The organism is Microbacterium oxydans, assembly GCF_006540085.1.
GTDB lineage: Bacteria > Actinomycetota > Actinomycetes > Actinomycetales > Microbacteriaceae > Microbacterium > Microbacterium oxydans.
This window is the reverse complement of the sequence record NZ_BJOG01000004.1, coordinates 460,647-479,713: the sequence shown is the minus strand read 5'-3', so window position 1 is coordinate 479,713 and position 19,067 is coordinate 460,647. Positions and strand designations below refer to the sequence as shown.

At 68.1% G+C, this 19,067-nt stretch carries 20 protein-coding genes; 12 read left to right on the top strand and 8 right to left on the bottom strand.

Annotated elements, in window-relative coordinates:
- Nucleotides 1-49: 49 nt before the first annotated feature.
- Entirely contained in the window at nucleotides 50-772 is a 723-nt protein-coding gene (locus MOX01_RS10290) for a carboxylesterase family protein (protein ID WP_082682737.1), read from the top strand.
- 44 nt (nucleotides 773-816) lie between these two features.
- The gene (locus tag MOX01_RS10285) at nucleotides 817-1,692 is read left to right on the top strand and encodes an aminoglycoside phosphotransferase family protein (protein ID WP_230977892.1); all 876 of its coding nucleotides are present in this window, start codon (nucleotides 817-819) and stop codon (nucleotides 1,690-1,692) included.
- Nucleotides 1,693-1,701: 9 nt separating this feature from the next.
- Here the strand turns inward: MOX01_RS10285 and pdxT are convergent, their stop codons facing one another.
- Nucleotides 1,702-2,313 carry a pyridoxal 5'-phosphate synthase glutaminase subunit PdxT gene (pdxT, locus tag MOX01_RS10280; RefSeq protein WP_046747165.1) on the bottom strand — a complete coding sequence of 204 codons (612 nt, stop codon included), beginning with the start codon at nucleotides 2,311-2,313 and terminating at the stop codon, nucleotides 1,702-1,704.
- Complete coding sequence (gene pdxS / locus MOX01_RS10275; RefSeq protein WP_046747166.1) at nucleotides 2,303-3,196, bottom strand: pyridoxal 5'-phosphate synthase lyase subunit PdxS; 894 nt, start codon at nucleotides 3,194-3,196, stop codon at nucleotides 2,303-2,305. The genes pdxT and pdxS overlap by 11 nt, the downstream gene beginning before the upstream one ends.
- An 89-nt stretch (nucleotides 3,197-3,285) precedes the next feature.
- On the opposite strand from pdxS, the gene MOX01_RS10270 reads away from it, so the two are divergent.
- Both MOX01_RS10270 and pdxY read left to right on the top strand, forming a co-directional pair.
- Nucleotides 3,286-4,593 (top strand): aminotransferase class I/II-fold pyridoxal phosphate-dependent enzyme, encoded by a 1,308-nt coding sequence (locus tag MOX01_RS10270; protein WP_058633079.1) that lies wholly within the window; start codon nucleotides 3,286-3,288, stop codon nucleotides 4,591-4,593.
- Nucleotides 4,594-4,639: 46 nt separating this feature from the next.
- On the top strand, nucleotides 4,640-5,491 hold the full coding sequence (pdxY, locus tag MOX01_RS10265; protein WP_141369527.1) for a pyridoxal kinase PdxY: 852 nt from the start codon (nucleotides 4,640-4,642) through the stop codon (nucleotides 5,489-5,491).
- Nucleotides 5,492-5,506: 15 nt separating this feature from the next.
- Here pdxY and MOX01_RS10260 read toward each other — a convergent pair whose 3' ends face one another.
- From MOX01_RS10260 to MOX01_RS10240, 5 genes are all read right to left on the bottom strand, one after another.
- On the bottom strand, nucleotides 5,507-6,034 hold the full coding sequence (locus tag MOX01_RS10260) for a hypothetical protein (protein WP_141369525.1): 528 nt from the start codon (nucleotides 6,032-6,034) through the stop codon (nucleotides 5,507-5,509).
- Between the two features lie 20 nt (nucleotides 6,035-6,054).
- Nucleotides 6,055-6,609, bottom strand: a complete 555-nt coding sequence (locus tag MOX01_RS10255; RefSeq protein ID WP_046747170.1) for an HIT family protein — start codon at nucleotides 6,607-6,609, stop codon at nucleotides 6,055-6,057.
- Entirely contained in the window at nucleotides 6,606-8,612 is a 2,007-nt protein-coding gene (gene thrS, locus MOX01_RS10250; protein ID WP_141369523.1) for a threonine--tRNA ligase, read from the bottom strand. Before thrS ends, MOX01_RS10255 begins: the two co-directional genes overlap by 4 nt.
- Nucleotides 8,613-8,698: 86 nt before the next feature.
- Nucleotides 8,699-9,364, bottom strand: coding sequence for a response regulator transcription factor (locus tag MOX01_RS10245; RefSeq protein ID WP_141369521.1), 666 nt, complete (start codon nucleotides 9,362-9,364; stop codon nucleotides 8,699-8,701).
- Nucleotides 9,361-10,518, bottom strand: coding sequence for a histidine kinase (locus MOX01_RS10240; protein WP_058633084.1), 1,158 nt, complete (start codon nucleotides 10,516-10,518; stop codon nucleotides 9,361-9,363). The genes MOX01_RS10245 and MOX01_RS10240 overlap by 4 nt, the downstream gene beginning before the upstream one ends.
- A 165-nt stretch (nucleotides 10,519-10,683) precedes the next feature.
- Between MOX01_RS10240 and MOX01_RS10235 the strand changes: the two genes are divergently transcribed.
- The 8 genes from MOX01_RS10235 to MOX01_RS10200 all read left to right on the top strand — a co-directional run bounded on the left by MOX01_RS10235 (nucleotide 10,684) and on the right by MOX01_RS10200 (nucleotide 18,279).
- The gene (locus MOX01_RS10235) at nucleotides 10,684-11,634 is read left to right on the top strand and encodes an alpha/beta fold hydrolase (RefSeq protein WP_058633044.1); all 951 of its coding nucleotides are present in this window, start codon (nucleotides 10,684-10,686) and stop codon (nucleotides 11,632-11,634) included.
- Between the two features lie 58 nt (nucleotides 11,635-11,692).
- Nucleotides 11,693-12,112: a DoxX family protein gene (locus MOX01_RS10230; protein ID WP_058633045.1), complete on the top strand. Its 420-nt coding sequence runs from the start codon at nucleotides 11,693-11,695 to the stop codon at nucleotides 12,110-12,112.
- Nucleotides 12,113-12,144: 32 nt separating this feature from the next.
- Nucleotides 12,145-13,497: a cryptochrome/photolyase family protein gene (locus tag MOX01_RS10225; protein WP_061018761.1), complete on the top strand. Its 1,353-nt coding sequence runs from the start codon at nucleotides 12,145-12,147 to the stop codon at nucleotides 13,495-13,497.
- Nucleotides 13,498-13,564: 67 nt separating this feature from the next.
- Nucleotides 13,565-14,170 carry a hypothetical protein gene (locus MOX01_RS10220; RefSeq protein WP_052748648.1) on the top strand — a complete coding sequence of 202 codons (606 nt, stop codon included), beginning with the start codon at nucleotides 13,565-13,567 and terminating at the stop codon, nucleotides 14,168-14,170.
- Between the two features lie 116 nt (nucleotides 14,171-14,286).
- Nucleotides 14,287-14,904, top strand: a complete 618-nt coding sequence (locus tag MOX01_RS10215) for a copper resistance CopC family protein (RefSeq protein WP_141369519.1) — start codon at nucleotides 14,287-14,289, stop codon at nucleotides 14,902-14,904.
- 11 nt (nucleotides 14,905-14,915) lie between these two features.
- Entirely contained in the window at nucleotides 14,916-15,449 is a 534-nt protein-coding gene (locus MOX01_RS10210) for a copper chaperone PCu(A)C (protein WP_046747239.1), read from the top strand.
- Entirely contained in the window at nucleotides 15,449-16,675 is a 1,227-nt protein-coding gene (locus MOX01_RS10205; RefSeq protein ID WP_141369517.1) for a Dyp-type peroxidase, read from the top strand. Before MOX01_RS10210 ends, MOX01_RS10205 begins: the two co-directional genes overlap by 1 nt.
- A 416-nt stretch (nucleotides 16,676-17,091) precedes the next feature.
- The gene (locus tag MOX01_RS10200) at nucleotides 17,092-18,279 is read left to right on the top strand and encodes a tyrosine-type recombinase/integrase (protein ID WP_141369515.1); all 1,188 of its coding nucleotides are present in this window, start codon (nucleotides 17,092-17,094) and stop codon (nucleotides 18,277-18,279) included.
- Nucleotides 18,280-18,333: 54 nt separating this feature from the next.
- Here the strand turns inward: MOX01_RS10200 and MOX01_RS19395 are convergent, their stop codons facing one another.
- Nucleotides 18,334-19,002: an SHOCT domain-containing protein gene (locus MOX01_RS19395; protein ID WP_141369513.1), complete on the bottom strand. Its 669-nt coding sequence runs from the start codon at nucleotides 19,000-19,002 to the stop codon at nucleotides 18,334-18,336.
- Nucleotides 19,003-19,067: the final 65 nt, after the last annotated feature.

The window sequence follows — 19,067 nt, the reverse complement described above, 5'->3', positions numbered from 1 at the left end:
AGCGCATCGTCCATTCTAACGAACGCCTCGGGTGGCGCAGGATGGGAGCATGCGCAGATCACGACACATCTCTCCCGCCCTCCGCTCGGCAGGGGTTCCTGACGGCGCACCGGCGCCCGCCGACACCCTGCGGTACCTGCTCCACCTCCCTGATGGCTACGACGATGATCCGCACCGGCTCTGGCCGCTCGTGCTCTTCCTGCACGGTGCAGGCGAACGGGGTTCCGACCTCGATCTCGCCGCCGTCCACGGTCCGCCCAGACTGGCGGACGACGGGCAGGAGTTCCCCTTCATCCTCGTCACACCCCAGTGCGCCGCGGCGAGTCAATGGGTCGCCGAGCTCTCGACGCTGGCCGCACTGATCGATGAGGTGAGCTCCACACACAGGGTCGACGAGGAGCGCGTTTCGGTGACAGGACTCAGCATGGGCGGTTTCGGCACCTGGTCGCTCGCGGTGCGCTACCCCGATCGATTCGCGGCCATCGCACCGATCTGCGGTGGCCTGTGGATGCAGAGCGCCGCTCCGATCCGCGCGATCCCCTCCTGGGCGTTCCACGGCGACGCGGACGACGTCGTGCCGATCGCCGCGACAGAGCAGATCGTCGACGAGCTGCAGGCCCTCGACGCTGACGTGCGTTTCACCCGGTACGCGGGCGTCGGTCACGACTCATGGACCGAGACGTACGAGAACCCCGAACTCTATGAGTGGATGCTCTCCCATCGGCGCGGAGTCGAACGCGACGGACCCGGCGTCGAGAAGACAGCACGATGACGACGGGAGCAGATCGGCTCCGGCCCGACTGGCATACGCTCCCGATGCCACTTCGATCTCGGATCATCTCCGCGATCGGGGGTGATCTCGTGCAGGAGGCGCCAGCCCATGGCGGCTTCAGCGCCTCCTACGCGGGCGTCGTCACGACCACGACGGGGCGCGCATTCGTCAAGGCCTGCGGTGCGGATTGGCACGCGGACTCGCTGCACTTCCTCCGCGAGGAGATGCGCACGCTCTCGCATCTGCCGACCGCCATCGCCCCACGACTCCTCGGAGCCATCGACGACCCGACGGGTACGGCGCTCGTGATCGAGGCGATCGACGGCCGCCACCCGGGCCAGCCGTGGACGACGGCGGACCTGCACGCCGTAGCCAAGGCCCTGCGCGTGCTGTCGACCACCCCTGCGCCTTCGGATATGCCTCGAGCAGAGGCTGTCATGATCCCCGGTTTCACCAGGTGGACGGAGATCGCTGCGGATCGGGGGATGCGCGAGGCGCTCCCCCATGGCCTCCCCGCGCGGATGCCGGCGTTGCTGCGCCTCGAGGAGAGCTTCCGCTGCGCGGTACACGGCGACGTCATCGTGCACGACGATGTGCGCGCAGACAACATCCTGATCAGCGCAGGACGGGCACACCTGCTGGACTGGCCGCACGCGCGCAGGGGCGCCGCGTGGATCGACCTCCCCTGTCTGCTCCCCAGCATCGAGGCATCCGGAGGCCCCGCCTGCGAGGAGGCGTGGGCTGTGTTCGAAGAGCACGGCGCACCACCTCAAGCTGAGCTGCTCGCCGTGATCTCCGCCTTCGCATCGTTCCTCTGGTTCCAGCAGGCGCAACCCGATATCCCGCAGCTCCCCGGCCTGCGGGAGTTCCAGCGCGCGCAGGCGATGCCGGCTCTGCGGTGGCTCTCGGGCCTGATCTGAGCCGACGACCTACCGCGCCGCAGCGCGGCGACGTGCGTCTGCGCGAGCGAGAAAGCGCTCGTGGAACCTCGTCTCTCCCGTGATCTCCGGGTGGAAGCTCAGACCGAGCAGGTCGCCCTGCTCCACGGCGACCACGCGTCCATCGGGCAGGGATGCCAGCACGTCGGCCCTCGGACCGACCGACTCGACAACCGGTCCGCGGATGAACGCGGCGGACACCGGATCCGCGCCGAGTGCGGGAACGTCGAGTCGCGCTTCGAAGGATTCGACCTGACGGCCGAAGGCGTTCCGGCGCACGACCACATCCAGCCCTCCGAACGACTCCTGTCCCTCGATGGCGTCGACGATCTCGTCGGCGAGCATGATCAGTCCCGCGCACGTGCCGAGGACCGGCATGCCTGCCGCGATGGCCTCGCGGATGGGCTGCTGCATCCCGAAGACGCGCGACAGCTTGTCGATCACGCTAGACTCGCCGCCCGGGATGACGAGCCCGTCGACCGATGCGAGGTCGTCGGGGCGTCGCACCAACGCCACGTCGGCACCGAGACTCGAGAGCAGGGCGGCGTGCTCGCGCACGTCGCCCTGCAGCGCGAGCACACCGACCCTGGTGTTACCAGCCACGCTCGGCGAGACGGTGCGGCGCGGGAAGGTCGCTGACGTTGATGCCCACCATGGCCTCACCCAATCCACGCGAGACCTCGGCGATGACCTTCGGGTCATCGAAGAAGGTCGTCGCCTTGACGATCGCCTTCGCCCGCTCCGCAGGGTTGCCCGACTTGAAGATCCCCGATCCGACGAACACGCCGTCGGCGCCGAGCTGCATCATCATGGCTGCGTCCGCAGGCGTCGCGACACCACCGGCCACGAACAGCACGACGGGAAGCTTGCCGGTCTCGGCGATCTCGGCGACCAGCTCGTACGGTGCCTGCAGTTCCTTGGCCGCCACGAACAGCTCGTCCTTGGGCAGGGACGTGAGAGCCGCGATCTCGCCGCGGATCTTGCGGATGTGCTTCATCGCCTCGGAGACGTCGCCGGTTCCCGCCTCACCCTTGGACCGGATCATGGCTGCGCCCTCGTTGATGCGGCGGAGCGCCTCACCGAGATTGGTCGCGCCGCAGACGAACGGGACCGTGAAGCCGTACTTGTCGATGTGGTTCACGTAATCGGCAGGCGAGAGGACCTCCGACTCGTCGATGTAGTCCACGCCGAGTTCCTGCAGCACCTGCGCCTCGACGAAGTGACCGATGCGCGCCTTGGCCATCACGGGGATGGACACCGCATCGATGATGCTGTCGATCATGTCGGGGTCGCTCATGCGGGAGACACCACCCTGCGCGCGGATGTCGGCCGGGACGCGCTCGAGCGCCATGACGGCGACGGCTCCGGCGTCTTCGGCGATCTTCGCCTGATCAGCCGTGACGACGTCCATGATGACGCCGCCCTTCAGCATCTCGGCGAGACCGCGCTTGACGCGCGGCGATCCGGTGGTTGTCTGGTCTGCCATGGGAACTCCTGTCGGATGCACCGAAGTCGGGTTTGATCTAGATCAAACATAGCACTGTCCGATTCGACCTAGAATCGCTGAGGAGGACCATGAGCGACCAGATCACAGGCACCACCGCAGCGGACATCGCCGACAGCGTGCGCTCCCTGCGCGACCGCGGAATCCTCCGCCCCGGCAGCGTCCTCCCCCCGGTGCGGGAGCTCGCCGCCACGCTCGGTGTCAACCGGAACACCGCCGTCGCCGCGTATCGACAGCTCGCTCAGGCGGGGCTCGTGCTGTCTCGCGGACGAGCAGGGACCATCGTCGCCGGCTTGGAGGCAGTGGCGCAGGAAGGCTATGCCCCCGACACCGTCCTCCGCGACATCGGCACAGGGAACCCCGACCCCCGCCTGATCCCCGATCCTGCACCGGCCCTGATGACCATCGCCTCCCGCCCTGTGCTCTACGGCGAGCCCGTGATCGATCGTGGACTCGAGGAGTGGTCGACGCGCTGGATCTCGCGCGACCTCGACGGCGTCGACTTCCGTATCACCGTGACCAGTGGAGCGGTCGACGCCGTCGAGCGGCTGCTCGCCCAGGCGCTGATGCGCGATGACGCCGTCGCCCTGGAGGATCCCTGTTTCCTCGCGAGCATCCACACGGTGCGGCTGGGCGGCTATCGCGCGGTTCCCGTCCCCGTCGACGCCGAGGGCATGACCGTCGACGGTCTGCGAACCGCGCTGGAGGCGGGCGTCCGTGCCATCATCTGCACGCCGCGGGCGCAGAATCCGACCGGCGCGAGCCTCACCGCTTCCCGGGCCGCCGAACTCCGTGCCGTGCTCGCCGACCACCCGTATGTGCTGATCATCGAGGACGACCACTTCTCGATGCTCTCGCAGCGACCCTACGAGTCGCTCATCGGCCCCGAGCATCGCCGGTTCGCCCTCGTACGCTCTGTCTCGAAGTTCCTTGGTCCGGACATGTGCCTCGCGATCGCAGCGACGGACGCGGAGACCGCCGAGCGCCTCGCGATGCGGCTGAGCCCCGGAACGACATGGGTGAGCCACCTGCTGCAGCGTCTCGCCCTTACACAGCTGACCGACGAGACGGCGATGTCGGAGGTGGCAGCGGCTGCGGAGCACTACGCGCAGCGCAACGCCGCCTTCGCCGAACGACTCCGAGCGAGCGGTATCGAGGCCACGGTGTCCGACGGCATGAGCCTGTGGGTCGAGTTCTCCCAGCCGGCTCGGACCATCGCCGACCGCCTCATGCGCCGCGGATGGCTCGCCCGCACCGGCGACGACTTCGCGCTCGATGAGAAGGCGGAGCCCTCTCATCATCTGCGTCTCACCGTGCATGACCTGTCCGACGATGAAGCAGAGTCGCTGGTCGCAGACCTCGTCGCCGCCGGGCGATGACCACACCTCGCGGGCACCGGCCCGCCCTGAACGAAAGAGTCGGAGAATGAAGATCCTCTCCATCCAGTCAGCCGTGGCCTACGGGCATGTGGGGAACTCGGCCGCCGTGTTCCCGCTGCAGCGCATCGGTGTCGAGGTACTGCCCGTCTACACCGTGAACTTCTCCAACCACACCGGCTACGGCGCCTGGCGCGGTCCCCTGATCGCCCCGGGTGACGTCCGCGAGGTCATCACCGGCATCGAGGAACGCGGTGTCTTCGGCCAGATCGACGCCGTTCTCAGCGGCTACCAGGGCGGAGAGGGCATCGGAGACGTGATCATCGACGCCGTCGCACGAGTGAAGGCGTCGAACCCGAGCGCGGTGTACGCCTGCGACCCGGTCATGGGCAACGCGAAGTCGGGATGTTTCGTCGCCCCCGCGATCCCGGTGCTGCTGCGTGAGCGCGTGGTTCCCGTCGCCGACATCATCACCCCGAACCAGTTCGAGCTCGGCTTCCTCACCGACACCGAGCCTGACACGCTGGAGTCCACTCTCGCGTCGGTCGATCTCGCGCACGCGATGGGTCCGCGCACCGTGCTCGTCACCAGTGTCGAGCGCCCCGATCGCGAAGAGGGGACGATCGAGATGCTCGCCGCCGATGAGAAGGGTGCCTGGCTCGTGCAGACCCCGCACCTGCCCATGAAGGCGAATGGTTCCGGGGACGTGACCGCCGCGCTCTTCACTGCGCACTACGTCGAGACCGGCAGCGCCAAGGTCGCGCTCGAGCGCACGGCGTCCAGCGTGTACGACCTGCTCAAGGCGACGCTCGAGTCCGGAGAGCGCGAGCTGCAGCTCGTCGAGGCCCAGGAGTTCTACGCGAACCCGCGGCTGCAGTTCACGGCGCGCCAGGTGCGCTGAGCCGGGCGTCCGTCATCAGGTGGGGATGGGCAGCTCGCGATACGCGGCGAGCCAACCGGGGTGGTCATCGGGGCAGAGATACTTCATGCCTGAGATCGCCAGGCCTCCGAGCATGAAAGGCAGACCGGGGTCGCTCTCTTCGAACGCATTCGACCAGGAGCCGATGATCTCGGAGGAATCGATGTGGTCACCGACCTTGCCCGCATCGACCCGGTGCTCGGACTCGATCGCGACGAGGCAGACGTCGATCGTGAGCTCGAGGCTCATCCAGGCGACGTCCTCATCGGGTATGCCTGCCCAGACTCCGCTCTCGATCACGTCGTCGACCAGCGCCTGCTGTGCCGGGGTCTTCGGAGAGAGGCGTCCCTCGTTCTCCGCGAACCCCTGGGCGAGGTAGAAGGCGCGCCCCTCGTCCTCTACGCTCGTCGGTGCCGCCGTCGGTGTCGCCGTCCGCTGGGGATCGGGCTGCGGTGCACAGGCGGCCATGGATGAGGCGACGCCGAGGACGATCGCTGCTGCGGCGAAGCGATGCCGGAGAGCCATCGGGTTCAGCACACCGCGAGTCACGCGTTCGGGCGAGGCCAGGCGTCAGCCACGGCTTCGCGCACCTCGCCCAGCAGCTGCGGGAGCGCCTTGGTCTTCGCGATGATCGGGAAGAAGTTCGCGTCCGACGTCCACCGTGGCACCACGTGCTGGTGCAGGTGGGCGTCGACGCCGGCCCCCGCCACGGCGCCCTGATTCATGCCCAGGTTGAAGCCGTCGCAGCGCGAGACCTCGCGCAGCACGCGCATCGCCGTCTGGGTGAGCGCGCCGATCTCGGCGACCTCCTCCGGCGTCGCCTGGTCGTAGGTGGCGATGTGACGGTAGGGGCAGACCAGCAGATGGCCGGAGTTGTACGGGAAGAGGTTCAGCAACACGTACGCCGTCTCGCCGCGTGCGACGACCAGCCGCTCGGCATCCGGGAACTTCGGCGCCTCGCAGAACGGGCACTCTTCGCGCAGGGGCTCCGGTCCCGCCTGGATGTACGCCATCCGGTGCGGGGTCCACAACCGCTGGAACTCGTCCGGCACCCCGGCGAGGCGTCCGGCATCCTCCAGCGGCTGCTCCCCGTCGGTCACGCCAGGTCCCCTGCTGTCTGCACGAGGGCGTGGGAGTCGATGGCCGTGCGGATGCGCGCTACGGCGTCCGCGATCGGTACACCGTTCTCCTGCGCCCCGTCGCGGTAGCGGAAAGAGACGGTGCCAGCGTCGCGGTCCTTCTCCCCCGCGATCAGCAGCAGCGGCACCTTGCCGGTCGTGTGCGTCCGGATCTTCTTCTGCATGCGATCGTCGGACGTGTCGAGCTCGGCACGCACGCCCTGAGAGCGCAGTGTGTCGATCACGTCGCCCAAGTAGTCGGCGAAGTCGTCCGCCACCGGGATGCCCACGACCTGCACGGGAGACAGCCACACCGGGAAGTCACCCGCGTAGTGCTCGAGCAGGATCGCGAAGAACCGCTCGATCGAGCCGAACAGCGCGCGGTGGATCATGATCGGGCGCTTCTTCTGCCCGTCCTTGTCCATGAACTCGAGGTCGAAGCGCTCCGGCAGGTTCGGGTCGACCTGCACAGTCGAGAGCTGCCAGGTGCGACCGATCGCATCACGCGTCTTGAGGTCGATCTTCGGGCCGTAGAACGCGGCCTCACCGGGGACCTCTGTGAGCTTGAGCCCTGAGGCCACCGCGACACGGCGCAGCGCGTCGGTCGACGACTCCCAGAACTCGTCCGAGCCGATCCACTTGGACTTCTCGTCGTCCTTCATCGACAGCTCGAGTTCGAAGTCGGTCAGACCGAAATCGCGGAGCATCGAGAGGATGAAGTCGAGGACCTTGGCGACCTCGGCCTCGAGCTGGTCGGGCGTGACGAACAGGTGCGAGTCGTCCTGGGTGAAGCCTCGCACGCGCGTGAGACCGTGCAGTGCGCCGGAGAGCTCGTTGCGGTAGACCGTGCCGTTCTCCGCGAAGCGCAGCGGGAGGTCGCGGTAGCTCCGGGCGCGCTCCTTGTAGATGAGGATGTGCATCGGGCAGTTCATGGGCTTCAGGTAGTAGTCCTGGCCCTGCTTGGTGATGTTGCCCTCATCGTCGCGCTCCTCGTCCATCACGATCGGCGGGAACATGCCCTCCTTGTACGTAACGAGGTGGTTCGAGGTGAGGAAGAGGTCTTCCTTCGAGATGTGCGGGGTGTACACGTAGGTGTAGCCGCCCTCGATGTGGCGCTTGCGCGCGTGCTGCTCCATCTCACCGCGGATCACGCCGCCGCGCGGGTGCCACACGGACAGGCCCGACCCGATCTCCTCGGGGAACGAGAACAGATCGAGTTCCTTGCCGAGGCGGCGGTGATCGCGCTTGGCTGCTTCCTCGAGACGGTGCTGATACGCGCGGAGCTCGTCCTTCGTCGGCCAGGCCGTGCCGTAGATGCGCTGCAGCTGCGGGTTCTTCTCGCTGCCGCGCCAGTACGCGGCAGCGATGCGGGTGAGGTCCCATCCGTTGCCGATCATGCGCGTATTGGGCAGGTGCGGTCCGCGGCAGAGGTCCTTCCAGACGACCTCGCCGTCACGGGTGGTGTTGTCGTAGATCGTCAGCTCGCCCTCGCCGACCTCGACAGAGGCGCCTTCGGCGACCTCCTTGCCCGGGCCCTTGAGCCCGATGAGCTCGAGCTTGAACGGCTCGTTCGCGAGCTCGGCGCGGGCCTCCTCGTCGGTCACCACACGGCGGACGAACCGCTGGCCCTCGCGGACGATGCGCTGCATCTCCTTGGTGATGGCCTTGATGTCCTCCGGCGTGAACGGGGTCTCCACGCCGAAGTCGTAGTAGAAGCCGTCGGTGATGGGCGGGCCGATCCCGAGGTTCGCCTGCGGGTTGATGCGCTGCACCGCCTGCGCCAGCACGTGGGCAGCCGAGTGACGGAGGATGTTCAATCCGTCCGTGCTGTCGATCGTGACCGCCTCGACCTCGTCGGTCTCGGTCACGGTCGTGGCGAGGTCCTTGAGCTCGCCGTTGACGCGCATCGCGACGACGTTTCGGTCAGTGAACAGGGCGAAGCCGTCATTCGGCCGGGCGTTTTCAGGCACAGAAACTCTCTCCATCTGGGTCGATACCCAGGTTACTCGCATGATCCCGTCGTCCTGACCGCCACGAGCATGTCCGGCCCCGTCGTCTCACGGGAGGCCGTTCACGCCCCGGGGATCACGACTCCCGACTCGTAGGCACGGATCACCAGTTGGGCCCGATCGCGCGCCTGCAGCTTGGACATGATGCGATTCACATGGGTCTTCGCGGTGTGGGGTGAGATCACGAGTGCTTCGGCGATGTCCTGGTTCGAATCGCCCCGCGCCACGAGGAGCAGCACCTCACGCTCGCGGTCGGTGAGCTGTCGCAACGGCTCATCGTGCCATGCTTCAGCACGCGGGAGCTGCGGCAGCACCGAACGCCCGATCAGTGAACGAGTCGCCGCCGAGGAGAGGAGCGCGTCCCCCCGGTGCACGACCCGCACGGCGTCGACGATCTCCTCCGGCTCCGCTCCCTTGCCCACGAAGCCGCTGGCGCCGGCTCGAAGGGCTGCCACGACATAGTCGTCCTCCTCGAAAGTCGTCAGGATGAGCACGCGGGTCGCCGAGGACGGGGACGAACCCGTGATCTGGGCGGTGGCCGCGATCCCATCGAGCTCAGGCATCCTGATGTCCATCACGACGACATCGGGGCTGGACCGGCGCACCTGCGCGACGGCGTCTCGCCCGTTCGCCGCTTCGCCGATCACCTCGACGCCGCCGTCGATCAGGATGTCGCGAACGGCCTGGCGAACCAGCGGCTGGTCATCGACCACGAGCACACGGATCATCGCTGACCTCCTTCCAGCGGAATCCGCACATCCAGTCGGAACTCCTCGCCGACCCTGCCGGTCTGCACGTCGCCGCGAACGGCGACGACGCGCTCGCGAAGCCCTCGTAGCCCGTGACCCCCTGACGCGGCAGGAGCCCTCGCCTCATCTACCGCGGGATTGACGATGGTGAGTCGGAGCGAGTCCTGCTCAGTGCGGATCCGGACGAGCGCCGCGTCACCTGCCCCGTGCTTGTGGGCGTTCGTCAGACCTTCGAGGATCACGAGGAACGCGACGTGGTCGCTTGCCGGCGACAGCTGCGGTCGATCCGGGGCGTCCTGCAGCTCGACACGGAGCCCGGCCTCGCGGAACTGCGCGACCAGAGCGTCGAGGTCGGCGAGTCCCCGCTGCGGGCGCAGATCACGGACGTCCTCAGGATCGTCGGACCGAAGAAGTGCCATCAGTCCCCCGATGTCGGCGAGAACCGTGCGCGAGGAACGACGGATCGTGCTCAGCGCCTCCCGCGCCCGCTCCGGCCGGAGGTCCAACGCGGATGAGGCGACGCCGGCGTTCAGACTGATGACCGAGATCTGGTGCGCCACCACGTCATGCAGGTCGCGAGCGATGCGCACCCGCTCCTCGGCGACCCGACGTCGCGCTTCCTCCTCGCGTCCCTGCTCCGCACGTTCCGTGCGTTCGGTCATCGCGATGACGAATTCCCTGCGAGACCGGGTGGCGTCTCCCAGCGCGCCGGCGAGAGCGACGATGAACACGAACTGCAGCGCGCGGGCGTCCCAGAGATCGCCGCCGAGCGGAATCGCACTGACGAAGAACACGATCACCGTCGCCGCGCCGACGGCGGTGACCCCCACGAGACGCCCGCGCCGATCCACGGTGGCGAATGCACTGATCGCCACAGCGATGAGCGCACTCGGTGACACCACTCCGGCGAACGCCAGGAACACGGCGCATGCCAGGCTGACGCCGAGCGTGAAGAGCGGGAAACGGCGACGGAGCAGCATCGCGGCCGCCGGCAGGAGCGCGACCACCATCAGCCATCCGTCCGCGCGGAAGCCGTCGTCGGGGAACGGCGACACGGCGAACAGCGTCACGACGAGCACGGCGAGCACGTCGCCGAACAGCGACGCGATTCGTGGAGGACGAGCTGCCGACATCACACCAGTATTCCGCGCACCGTCGCGCCGGGGATCCCCCGGCGGGATGAGACGGGATACCGCGATCGCGGTACACGAATGCCCACGGCACGACGATGCGGTAGCGCACGCGCATCGGAAAGCTGGAAGGGAGGCTGCACACGGAGTGCGCTCGGAGAGGTCTGCATGAACAAGCACGTCAAGAGAACGCTCATCGCGGTCGCCTCCGTCATCGGGGTGGTCGCGCTGGGCCTTGCGACGACCACCGTGGGAAACGTGGTCGCGACCGCGATCGAACAGGATCGCATCGAACCCTACGGGCAGAAGGTCGCTGTGGACGGTCGGGAGATGAACGTGCTGATCGTCGGCGAGGGCGCGGAGGACGTGGTGCTCCTTCCCGGCTTCGGCACCGCATCGCCCGTCCTCGACTTCGAGCCGCTCGTCGCCGAGCTCGCGCAGGACCATCGCGTGATCGTGGTGGAGCCCTTCGGCTATGGGCTGAGCGACGGTACGGATCAGCCGCGCACCACCGAGAACATCGTGAGCGAGACCCACTCCGCCCTGCAGCAGCTCGGGGTCGACGAGTACGTGCTGATGGGGCATTCCATCGCGGGCCTCTACGGCATCCAGTTCGCGAATCGCTATCCCGACGAGGTGCGGGCGTTCGTGGGGATCGACAGCAGCGTCCCCGGCCAGCCGGGCTCCGACACGGAGCTGCCGGTCGGGCTGTTCGGCGCTGCGAAGAACCTCGGACTCGCTCGTCTCATCGCCTCGATTCGCGGCACGGGGTACGACGAGGCCGTCTACTCCGAAGAAGCACGCGCGCAGATCGCCCTGCTCACCGATCGGAACACGCTGAGTCCGACCTACCTGAACGCGATGTCACTGCTCCCCGTGAACTTCCGAGACGCACTCGGAACGACGTTCCCCGAAGACCTTCCCCTGCTGCTGTTCGTCGTCTCCGACAATCCGACCGTGCCCACGTGGCTGCAGGTGCACGAGGAGCAGGCCGCAACCGTCGCGGATGGCACCGTCGTGCCGCTCGACGGCGAGCACTACCTCCATCACACCCACACTCCGCAGATCGTCGATGCGTTCCGCTCCTGGGAGAGCGAGAGGCCGTCCCTCGTGGAGTGAGGCGGAACTCACAGCGGACGTCATCCGCGCACCGGGGAGCATCACGTAACGTGAACGGATGGACAGAGCAGTCGCACGATGGATCCTGGCGGTCGCGCTCGGCGCGATCGGGGTCGGCCACTTCCTCAGCACCCGCGGATTCCGTGTGGTCGTGCCCGATTGGGCCACCCGCCTGACTCGACTCGACAAGGACACGATCGTGATCGCCTCGGGCGCCGCCGAGATCGCGCTCGCCGCAGGACTGCTCGTCCTCCCGAAGGAACGCCGCCGCATCGGCTGGGCGACCGCCGCGTTCTTCGTCGCAGTGATGCCGGGCAACGTCCACCAGTGGCGGACCAAGCGCTCGACGCCGGGACTCGACACGGATGCACGACGTCTCGGCAGGCTCTTCCTGCAGCCGCTCCTGGTCCTGTGGGCGCTGTGGTCCACAGGCGACTCGACCCCACGCGGCCGACGCAGCCACCGGCGTCGCGCGTGACCCGAGATCGCGCACTCCACGAGAATGACATCATGACGTCCCCCTCGCTCGTATGGTTCCGAGATGATCTCCGGCTCGCAGACAACCCGGCGCTTCGGGCTGCCATCGATCGAGGGGAACCGGTGCTCGCGCTCTACGTGCTCGACGAGGAATCCCCCGGTGTCCGACCTCTCGGCGGTGCGGCCCGCTGGTGGCTCCATCATTCGCTCGCGTCGCTCGGGGAGCGCCTGCGCGAGCGTGGCGGTGATCTCGTGCTGCGCCGCGGCGCCGCCGAGCGTGTCGTGCGCGAGCTGGTTTCGGAGATCGACGCGGGAGCCGTGTTCTGGAACCGACGGTACGGCGGCGCCGAGCGCGAGATCGATTCGTCTCTGAAGACCGCCCTGCGGGCGGATGGGATCGAGACCGTCTCGTTCGCGGGCTCCCTGCTGCACGAGCCGTGGACTGTGACGACGGGCAGCGGAACGCACTACTCCGTCTACACGCCGTTCTGGCGCGCGTGCCTCTCTCTTCCCGCCCCCCGCGCTCCCTTTCCGGAGCCCCGCTCGATTCCGGGCGTGGGCGATGCACCCGCATCCGATGACCTCGGCGACTGGGGTCTGCTGCCCACCCGGCCCGACTGGGCAGGCGGACTTCGCGAGGCCTGGGAACCCGGCGAGCCCGCGGCGCGACGACGTCTGCGTCGGTTCCTCGACGAGGACCTCCGGGACTACGACCGGGCGCGGGACGAACCTGCCGCCGGAGCCACGTCGCTGCTGTCTCCGCACCTCCGCTGGGGGGAGATCAGTCCCTTCGCGGTATGGCAAGAGGCTGTCGGCGTCGAGGGGGCGGGCGGGTTCCTCTCCGAGCTGGGGTGGCGCGAGTTCGCCTGGCACACGCTGTACCACTCCCCCGATCTCGCCACCGAGAACCTCCGTCCGGAGTTCGACGCCTTCCCCTGGCCGCCGCTGGACCCCGCGCACCTGGACGCCTGGCAGCACGGCGAGACAGGTGTACCGCTCGTGGATGCCGGGATGCGCGAACTCTGGCACACCGGCTACATGCACAACCGGGTGCGGATGGTCGTCGCCTCTTTCCTGGTGAAGAACCTGCTCATCGACTGGCGCCGCGGAGAGGAGTGGTTCTGGGACACGCTGGTCGACGCCGACGAGGCGAACAACCCGTTCAACTGGCAGTGGGTCGCGGGCTCGGGCGCCGATGCGGCGCCGTACTTCCGCGTGTTCAACCCCGAGCTCCAGGCGAAGAAGTTCGACCCCCAGAACCTCTACATCTCCCGTTGGGCAGCCGACGCTCCCACAGAGCCGATCGTCGACCTCGGCGAGACGCGGAAGGCTGCGCTCTCCGCATACGACGTCGTGAAGAGAGCGCCGAAGTCACCGCGCGAATGAGCTGAGAGCGGACGCGGCGCTGCGGCATGCGATGAGGTGTCCGCGCCGTCCATGCCAGACTGGTGCCGTGACCGAGTCCAGGAAGCCAGCCGTCATCCGCGGCTTCGCTGCTTCCTCCCTGGCGATCTTCGTCGCCCTCGCCGGTCACGTCACCGGCGGAGGGCAGATGCCGGGGCCGCTCGGCATCCTCGTGCCGTGGGTGTTCTCATTCATGATCTGCGTGCTCCTCGCCGGGCGGTCGCTCTCGCTGATCCGCCTCGGGCTGTCCGTGGCGATGAGCCAGTTCCTCTTCCACACGCTCTTCATACTCGGCACGGTCACGCCGTCCGGCGTCTCGACACCACACGTGCACGGCGGCCCTCTGGTGATTCCCCCGACGACGGGCATTCCGGCGGAGGTGAGCGCTGACGCGTCCATGTGGGTCGGACACGCTCTCGCCGCCGTGCTTACGATCGCGGCGCTGTACCGCGGTGAGCGCCTGCTCATCGCCGTGCGGGATCTCGCCGCTCAGCTCATCCGGTGGGTGCGTCGGCGTGTCGATCACGTCCTCGTGCTCCCCGGTATCGACGTCGTCGATGCGTTTCCCGGGCGGTTCGACGTCGATGAGGCCACCAGCCTCATCCTTCTCGCGACTCTCAGAGGTCGTGCACCCCCTCTCGCCGCTGCGATCTGATCCGCGCCCTGGGCCCACCGGCCCCGTGGTGCGTCACCGCCGCGCGCTCGATGCGCGCGGGTTCTGAACGCATGCATGAACGTCGCGCACGCGACGTCTGATGAGAGGCCATTCCCATGTCCCCTGTCCGCAGGATTGCGGCCGGGCTGGCGTTGGCGACGGTCGCGACCCTCGCGATCGCCACACCCGCGTCTGCCCACGACCAGCTGGTATCCAGCACTCCGGCCGCCGATGAGCGGTTGGCATCCGCCCCCGGAAGCATCACGATGACGTTCTCCGGCGAGCTCCTGATCCTCGACGAGTCGCTGACCGGGGCCGTCGTCCTGGTCGTCGACGCCTCGGGAAAGGACTGGGTCGCCGGCGACGTCACGGTCGCCGGGCGCACCGTCACGGCCCCGCTCGCTCCCGAGATGCCTGTCGCGGGCTATCAGGTGCGCTGGCAGGTCGTGTCGGAGGACGGCCACCCGATCGCGGGCGTCATCCCCTTCATCGTCGGCGATGCCGAGCCGATGCGGGCCCCGACGGCCGGCGGCTCGACAGAGAACCCTCCGGCATCCGCAGGACAGTCGGATCAGACCGCAGCAGATTCCGGCGGCATCCCCAGGGTGCTGCTCATCGGCGCAGGCGGGGCGACGATCGCCGTCCTCGTCTTCGTCGCCATTCGATTCCTTCGCCGTCCTCGGACGGCAGCCGCACCGCCGGAAGCCGGCGGTTCCGCGGCAGATGACCTGTGAAAGACACCATCATGAACACCACGAAGAACCTTCCCCGTCTGGCAGCTGTGATCGCTGTCTCCCTCCTCGCACTCACGGGGTGCACTCCGGAGAGCACTCCGACCGAATCGGCGCCGCGCCCGGCCGGCGAGACCGTGACTATCGAGGATGCCTGGGTCAAGTCGGCCGACGAGGGCATGTCGGCAGGATTCGGCACACTCGTCAACAGCGGAGACGACGATGTGACCGTCGTCTCCGTCGCGTCCGAGGCGTCGAACATGCTCGAGCTGCACGAGACTGTCGAGAACGAGGCCGGAGAGATGGTGATGCGCGAGAAGGACGGCGGCTTCATCATTCCCGCCGGCGGGAGCCTCCCTCTGGAGCCCGGCGCCAACCACATCATGATGATGGATCTGACGGGTCCCCTCACCGCAGGCAGTGACGTCACCTTCACCCTGACCTTCTCCGACGACTCGACATTCGAGTTCACCGCACCCGTCAAGGATTACTCCGGTGCGAACGAGAACTACGAGGGCGGCGACATGCAAGACGGCTCGGGGCAGTGATGTCGGCGCCCGCTGAGGGCGCCCGCTCCCGTCGCACCGGGTCGACCCGGCGACAGTTCCTCCTCGGAGGAGCTGTCGCCGGCGTCGGCGCGGTCGCGGCGGTCGGAGTGGATCTCGCCCTGAACGATCAGAAGGACGACGCGAAGCCGGTCGCCGCTCCGATGAACGGCGACCAGACGGTGCCCTTCTTCGGCACGCACCAGGCCGGTGTCGACACCGCAGCGCAAGCTCACGGTGTTTTCGTGGGCCTCGACCTCCATGATGACGTGGACCGCGAAGGGCTCGTCCGCCTGATGCGGATCCTGACGGACGATGCGGCCCGGCTCACACAGGGGGTCCCCGCCCTCGCCGATTCCGAGCCGGAGCTGGCCCTCGCCCCGGCACGGCTGACCATCACCTTCGGCTTCGGCCCCGGCCTGGTCGCCCGCGCAGGCAGAACGAGCCCGACGTGGCTCGCGCCTCTGCCGGCGTTCGGTGTGGATCAGCTGCGGCCGGAGTTCTCGGACGGCGACCTTCTGATCCAGATCGCCGGTGACGACCCGCTGACGGTCGCCCACGCGACGAGGATGCTGGTGAAGGATGCCCGTGGCTTCGCGAGCATCCGATGGACCCAGCAGGGCTTCCGTCGCGCCTACGGTACAGAGCGCCCAGGGACGACGATGCGCAACCTCTTCGGGCAGGTCGACGGCACCACCAACCCCGAACCGGGAACGGCGGACTTCGACGGGGTCGTGTGGAGCGCGGACGGGTGGCTGGCGGGCGGGACGGGCATGGTGCTCCGCCGCATCCGGATGGACCTCGACAAGTGGGACCGGCTGGACCGCGGCGGTCGGGATGCCTCCGTGGGGAGGACCCTCGCCAACGGGGCGCCACTGACCGGGACGGAGGAGTTCGACGAACCGGATTTCGAGGCCAAGACATCGATCGGATTCCCCGTGATCCCGCAGTTCGCGCACATCCGGCGCGCGCGCGGCGATGGCAGCGAGAGGATCTTCCGCCGCGCGTACAACTACGACGAACGTCCGGTCGGCTCCGAGGTCTCCGAGTCCGGGCTGATCTTCGTCTCGTTCCAGGCCGACATCGAGCGGCAGTTCATCCCCATGCAGCGTCGACTGGACGAGCTCGACCTGCTCAACGAATGGACGGTTCCGATCGGGTCCGCGGTGTTCGCCATCCCGCCCGGATGTATGGAGGGCGGGTACATCGGGGAGACGCTTCTCGCATGAACCGGCGGATGTCGGGTCGATGAATGGATGCAGAGCCTGAAGCCTGGTTCGGGCCCGACATCCGTTCACCGGTCCGACATCCCTGCGCTCCGCCGTGCGGAGCGACGTGGAACACGAAAAAACCCCCGGAGAACCGGGGGTTTCTGTCTGTGCGCGATACTGGGATCGAACCAGTAGCGCGCACTCGTGCGCGCGCGCGTAATAGAGGGGACCGAACCCGCGTTAATCCGCCCATTCTGGGCGTTACTGGCACGCTACACTGTCCCTAACGAACCCAAACGGGGACTACCGCTGTTGCACGTTATTGCACGGCGGGAACAGAGCGACGGCCCCGCGGATGCCACCGCGAGGCCGTCAGAGGCCGATAGGAAGGATCGACCCATGCACGACATTACCGACGCCCGAAAGGCCGACCGATGAGCCGTGAGGCGTGGGGCGCTCTCCGCCGCCTGCCGTCGAAGCGCTGGCAAGCATCGTTCATCGTTGACGGCGTGCGGCACACCGGCCCCACGACGTTTGAGACGAAGGGTGCCGCCCGCGCCTATCTCTCGCGCACTCAGGCCGAGATAGCCGCGGGTACCTGGCTGAGCAAGGAGGACGCCGCCGCCGCCCGTCAAGCCGCCGCCGCCGAACGTGCCGCCGCCGAACGTGACGCCGAACGCCGCACCCTGCCGTTCTCCGCGTTCGCAACCGACTGGCTGAGCAAGCGCTACAGCGCGAGCGGAAAGCCGATCCGCGAGACGACGCGAGCCGAGTACCGTCGTCTGCTCGATGGCCCACTCGCTCCCCTGGCTGACACGCCGGTGTCGGCCATCGACCGCGCCGCCGTTGAGGACTGGCACGCCGCCGCGCTCGCGACGGGCAAAGTCACGCAGACGGCCCGCGCCTACGCCCTACTGTCATCCGTGCTCCGCTCCGCCGTGTCGCGCGGCCTGCTAGCCGAGGCCCCCGAGCCGATCCGCGGCGCGGCATCCGCGACGACCGGAAAGCCGGTCAAGCCGCCGACTCCCGAGCAACTGGCCGCGATCATCGACGCGATGCCCGAGCGCCTGCGGTCGTTCGTCATCGTCGCGGCGTGGTCCGGCCTGCGCTCCGGCGAGATGCGGGAACTCCGGCGCGGCGATGTCGTCGTGACGCGCGAGGCGGGCGCGGTCGTCAGCGTCGCTCTCCGCGTCTCCCGAGGCGTGACGCACACGACCGGCGGCGGTGCCATCGTCGGCGCGCCCAAGACGGGCGCGGGCGTGCGCGTCGTCCCGCTCCCCGCCGTCGCCTACCGGCCCCTGCTGTCGCACATGGCCGAGCGCGTGCCGCTGAACCCCGACGCCCTGCTGTGGTCTGCGGCTGACGGCGTTGCGCACCTGCGGCAATCGACGTTCGCCCGGCACTGGAAGAACGCCCGAGAGGCGGCGGGGCGTCCCGATCTGCCGTTGCACGGGCTCCGCCACTACGCCGCGAGCCACTACAGCGCCGCGGGCGCTACGTCGCGTGAGGTGGCCGACCGGCTCGGGCAAGCATCGGAGGGCATTGCACTCCGGTACACGCACGGCACAGGCCGCGAGGCGGCTCTAGTCGAAGCTCTCGACGCCTCGGCCCGGACGGCGTAGCGTCTCCCGCTCAGCCCCGGTCACGGTTCGCCCTCGCCGGGGCTGTCGTGTGCGTCAGAGACGCGACAGAATCTCGGCCTTCTTGGCCGCGAACTCGTCTTCCGTGAGAATTCCGGCGTCGCGCAAGGATGCGAGCTGCTGAAGTTGAGCGCCGAGGTCCGGCGCGGCGGCGGTCGGCGCTGGCGACTGCGGCGCGGCCTGCTGGACGACGACGGGCGCGCTTGCCTTCGCCTCAAGTTCCTGCATCGCGTTCAGGATCAAAGCCCGGAAGTTCGCCGCCTCATCCTTGCTCACGCGGAACGAAACGCTATTGATCGCCCCGCCCGATGCGGTCTGCACATCGACGGCGTAGTACATCAGGCCGTCCTTGCGGCTCGTGACGTTGGTCACGTACTTGAGCAACACCATGTCGTGCTCGTCCTTGCCGCCCTTGACGCCGGTAGCGAGGAGCGAAAGACCGCCGGTCATCACGCCCGCCGTGATCTTGCCGCCGGACACGCCGCGCGGGCGCTCCCACTCAAGGCGGTCAGGCCAGAGACGCACCTTCGCGTTCTTGCCGTCGATGTGGCTCACCAACTCGATGATCGGCTGGGGCTCGCCCGCCGTCACCGTCGGCGCGTCGTTCCTCGACGCCGTGTAATCCTGTTTCGCCTTCTCAAGCCCCGCCTGAGCCTGGCCGACCGCCTGCGATGTGGCGTCTTTCATCTTGTCGAACAGCCCCATGAATCCTCCTCAGAACGGTGCTTATGAGCAGACACTAGCGGAGCGCCCGCACTCTCGACCGGCCC

Coding starts and splice junctions, on each gene's coding strand:
- MOX01_RS10290 (WP_082682737.1), top strand. CDS start 50: ATGCGCAGATCACGACACATCTCTCCCGCCCTCCGCTCGGCAGGGGTT.
- MOX01_RS10285 (WP_230977892.1), top strand. CDS start 817: ATGCCACTTCGATCTCGGATCATCTCCGCGATCGGGGGTGATCTCGTG.
- pdxS (WP_046747166.1), bottom strand. CDS start 3,196: ATGGCAGACCAGACAACCACCGGATCGCCGCGCGTCAAGCGCGGTCTC.
- MOX01_RS10270 (WP_058633079.1), top strand. CDS start 3,286: ATGAGCGACCAGATCACAGGCACCACCGCAGCGGACATCGCCGACAGC.
- pdxY (WP_141369527.1), top strand. CDS start 4,640: ATGAAGATCCTCTCCATCCAGTCAGCCGTGGCCTACGGGCATGTGGGG.
- MOX01_RS10260 (WP_141369525.1), bottom strand. CDS start 6,034: ATGGCTCTCCGGCATCGCTTCGCCGCAGCAGCGATCGTCCTCGGCGTC.
- thrS (WP_141369523.1), bottom strand. CDS start 8,612: ATGGAGAGAGTTTCTGTGCCTGAAAACGCCCGGCCGAATGACGGCTTC.
- MOX01_RS10245 (WP_141369521.1), bottom strand. CDS start 9,364: ATGATCCGTGTGCTCGTGGTCGATGACCAGCCGCTGGTTCGCCAGGCC.
- MOX01_RS10240 (WP_058633084.1), bottom strand. CDS start 10,518: ATGTCGGCAGCTCGTCCTCCACGAATCGCGTCGCTGTTCGGCGACGTG.
- MOX01_RS10235 (WP_058633044.1), top strand. CDS start 10,684: ATGAACAAGCACGTCAAGAGAACGCTCATCGCGGTCGCCTCCGTCATC.
- MOX01_RS10230 (WP_058633045.1), top strand. CDS start 11,693: ATGGACAGAGCAGTCGCACGATGGATCCTGGCGGTCGCGCTCGGCGCG.
- MOX01_RS10225 (WP_061018761.1), top strand. CDS start 12,145: ATGACGTCCCCCTCGCTCGTATGGTTCCGAGATGATCTCCGGCTCGCA.
- MOX01_RS10215 (WP_141369519.1), top strand. CDS start 14,287: ATGTCCCCTGTCCGCAGGATTGCGGCCGGGCTGGCGTTGGCGACGGTC.
- MOX01_RS10210 (WP_046747239.1), top strand. CDS start 14,916: ATGAACACCACGAAGAACCTTCCCCGTCTGGCAGCTGTGATCGCTGTC.
- MOX01_RS10205 (WP_141369517.1), top strand. CDS start 15,449: ATGTCGGCGCCCGCTGAGGGCGCCCGCTCCCGTCGCACCGGGTCGACC.
- MOX01_RS10200 (WP_141369515.1), top strand. CDS start 17,092: ATGAGCCGTGAGGCGTGGGGCGCTCTCCGCCGCCTGCCGTCGAAGCGC.
- MOX01_RS19395 (WP_141369513.1), bottom strand. CDS start 19,002: ATGGGGCTGTTCGACAAGATGAAAGACGCCACATCGCAGGCGGTCGGC.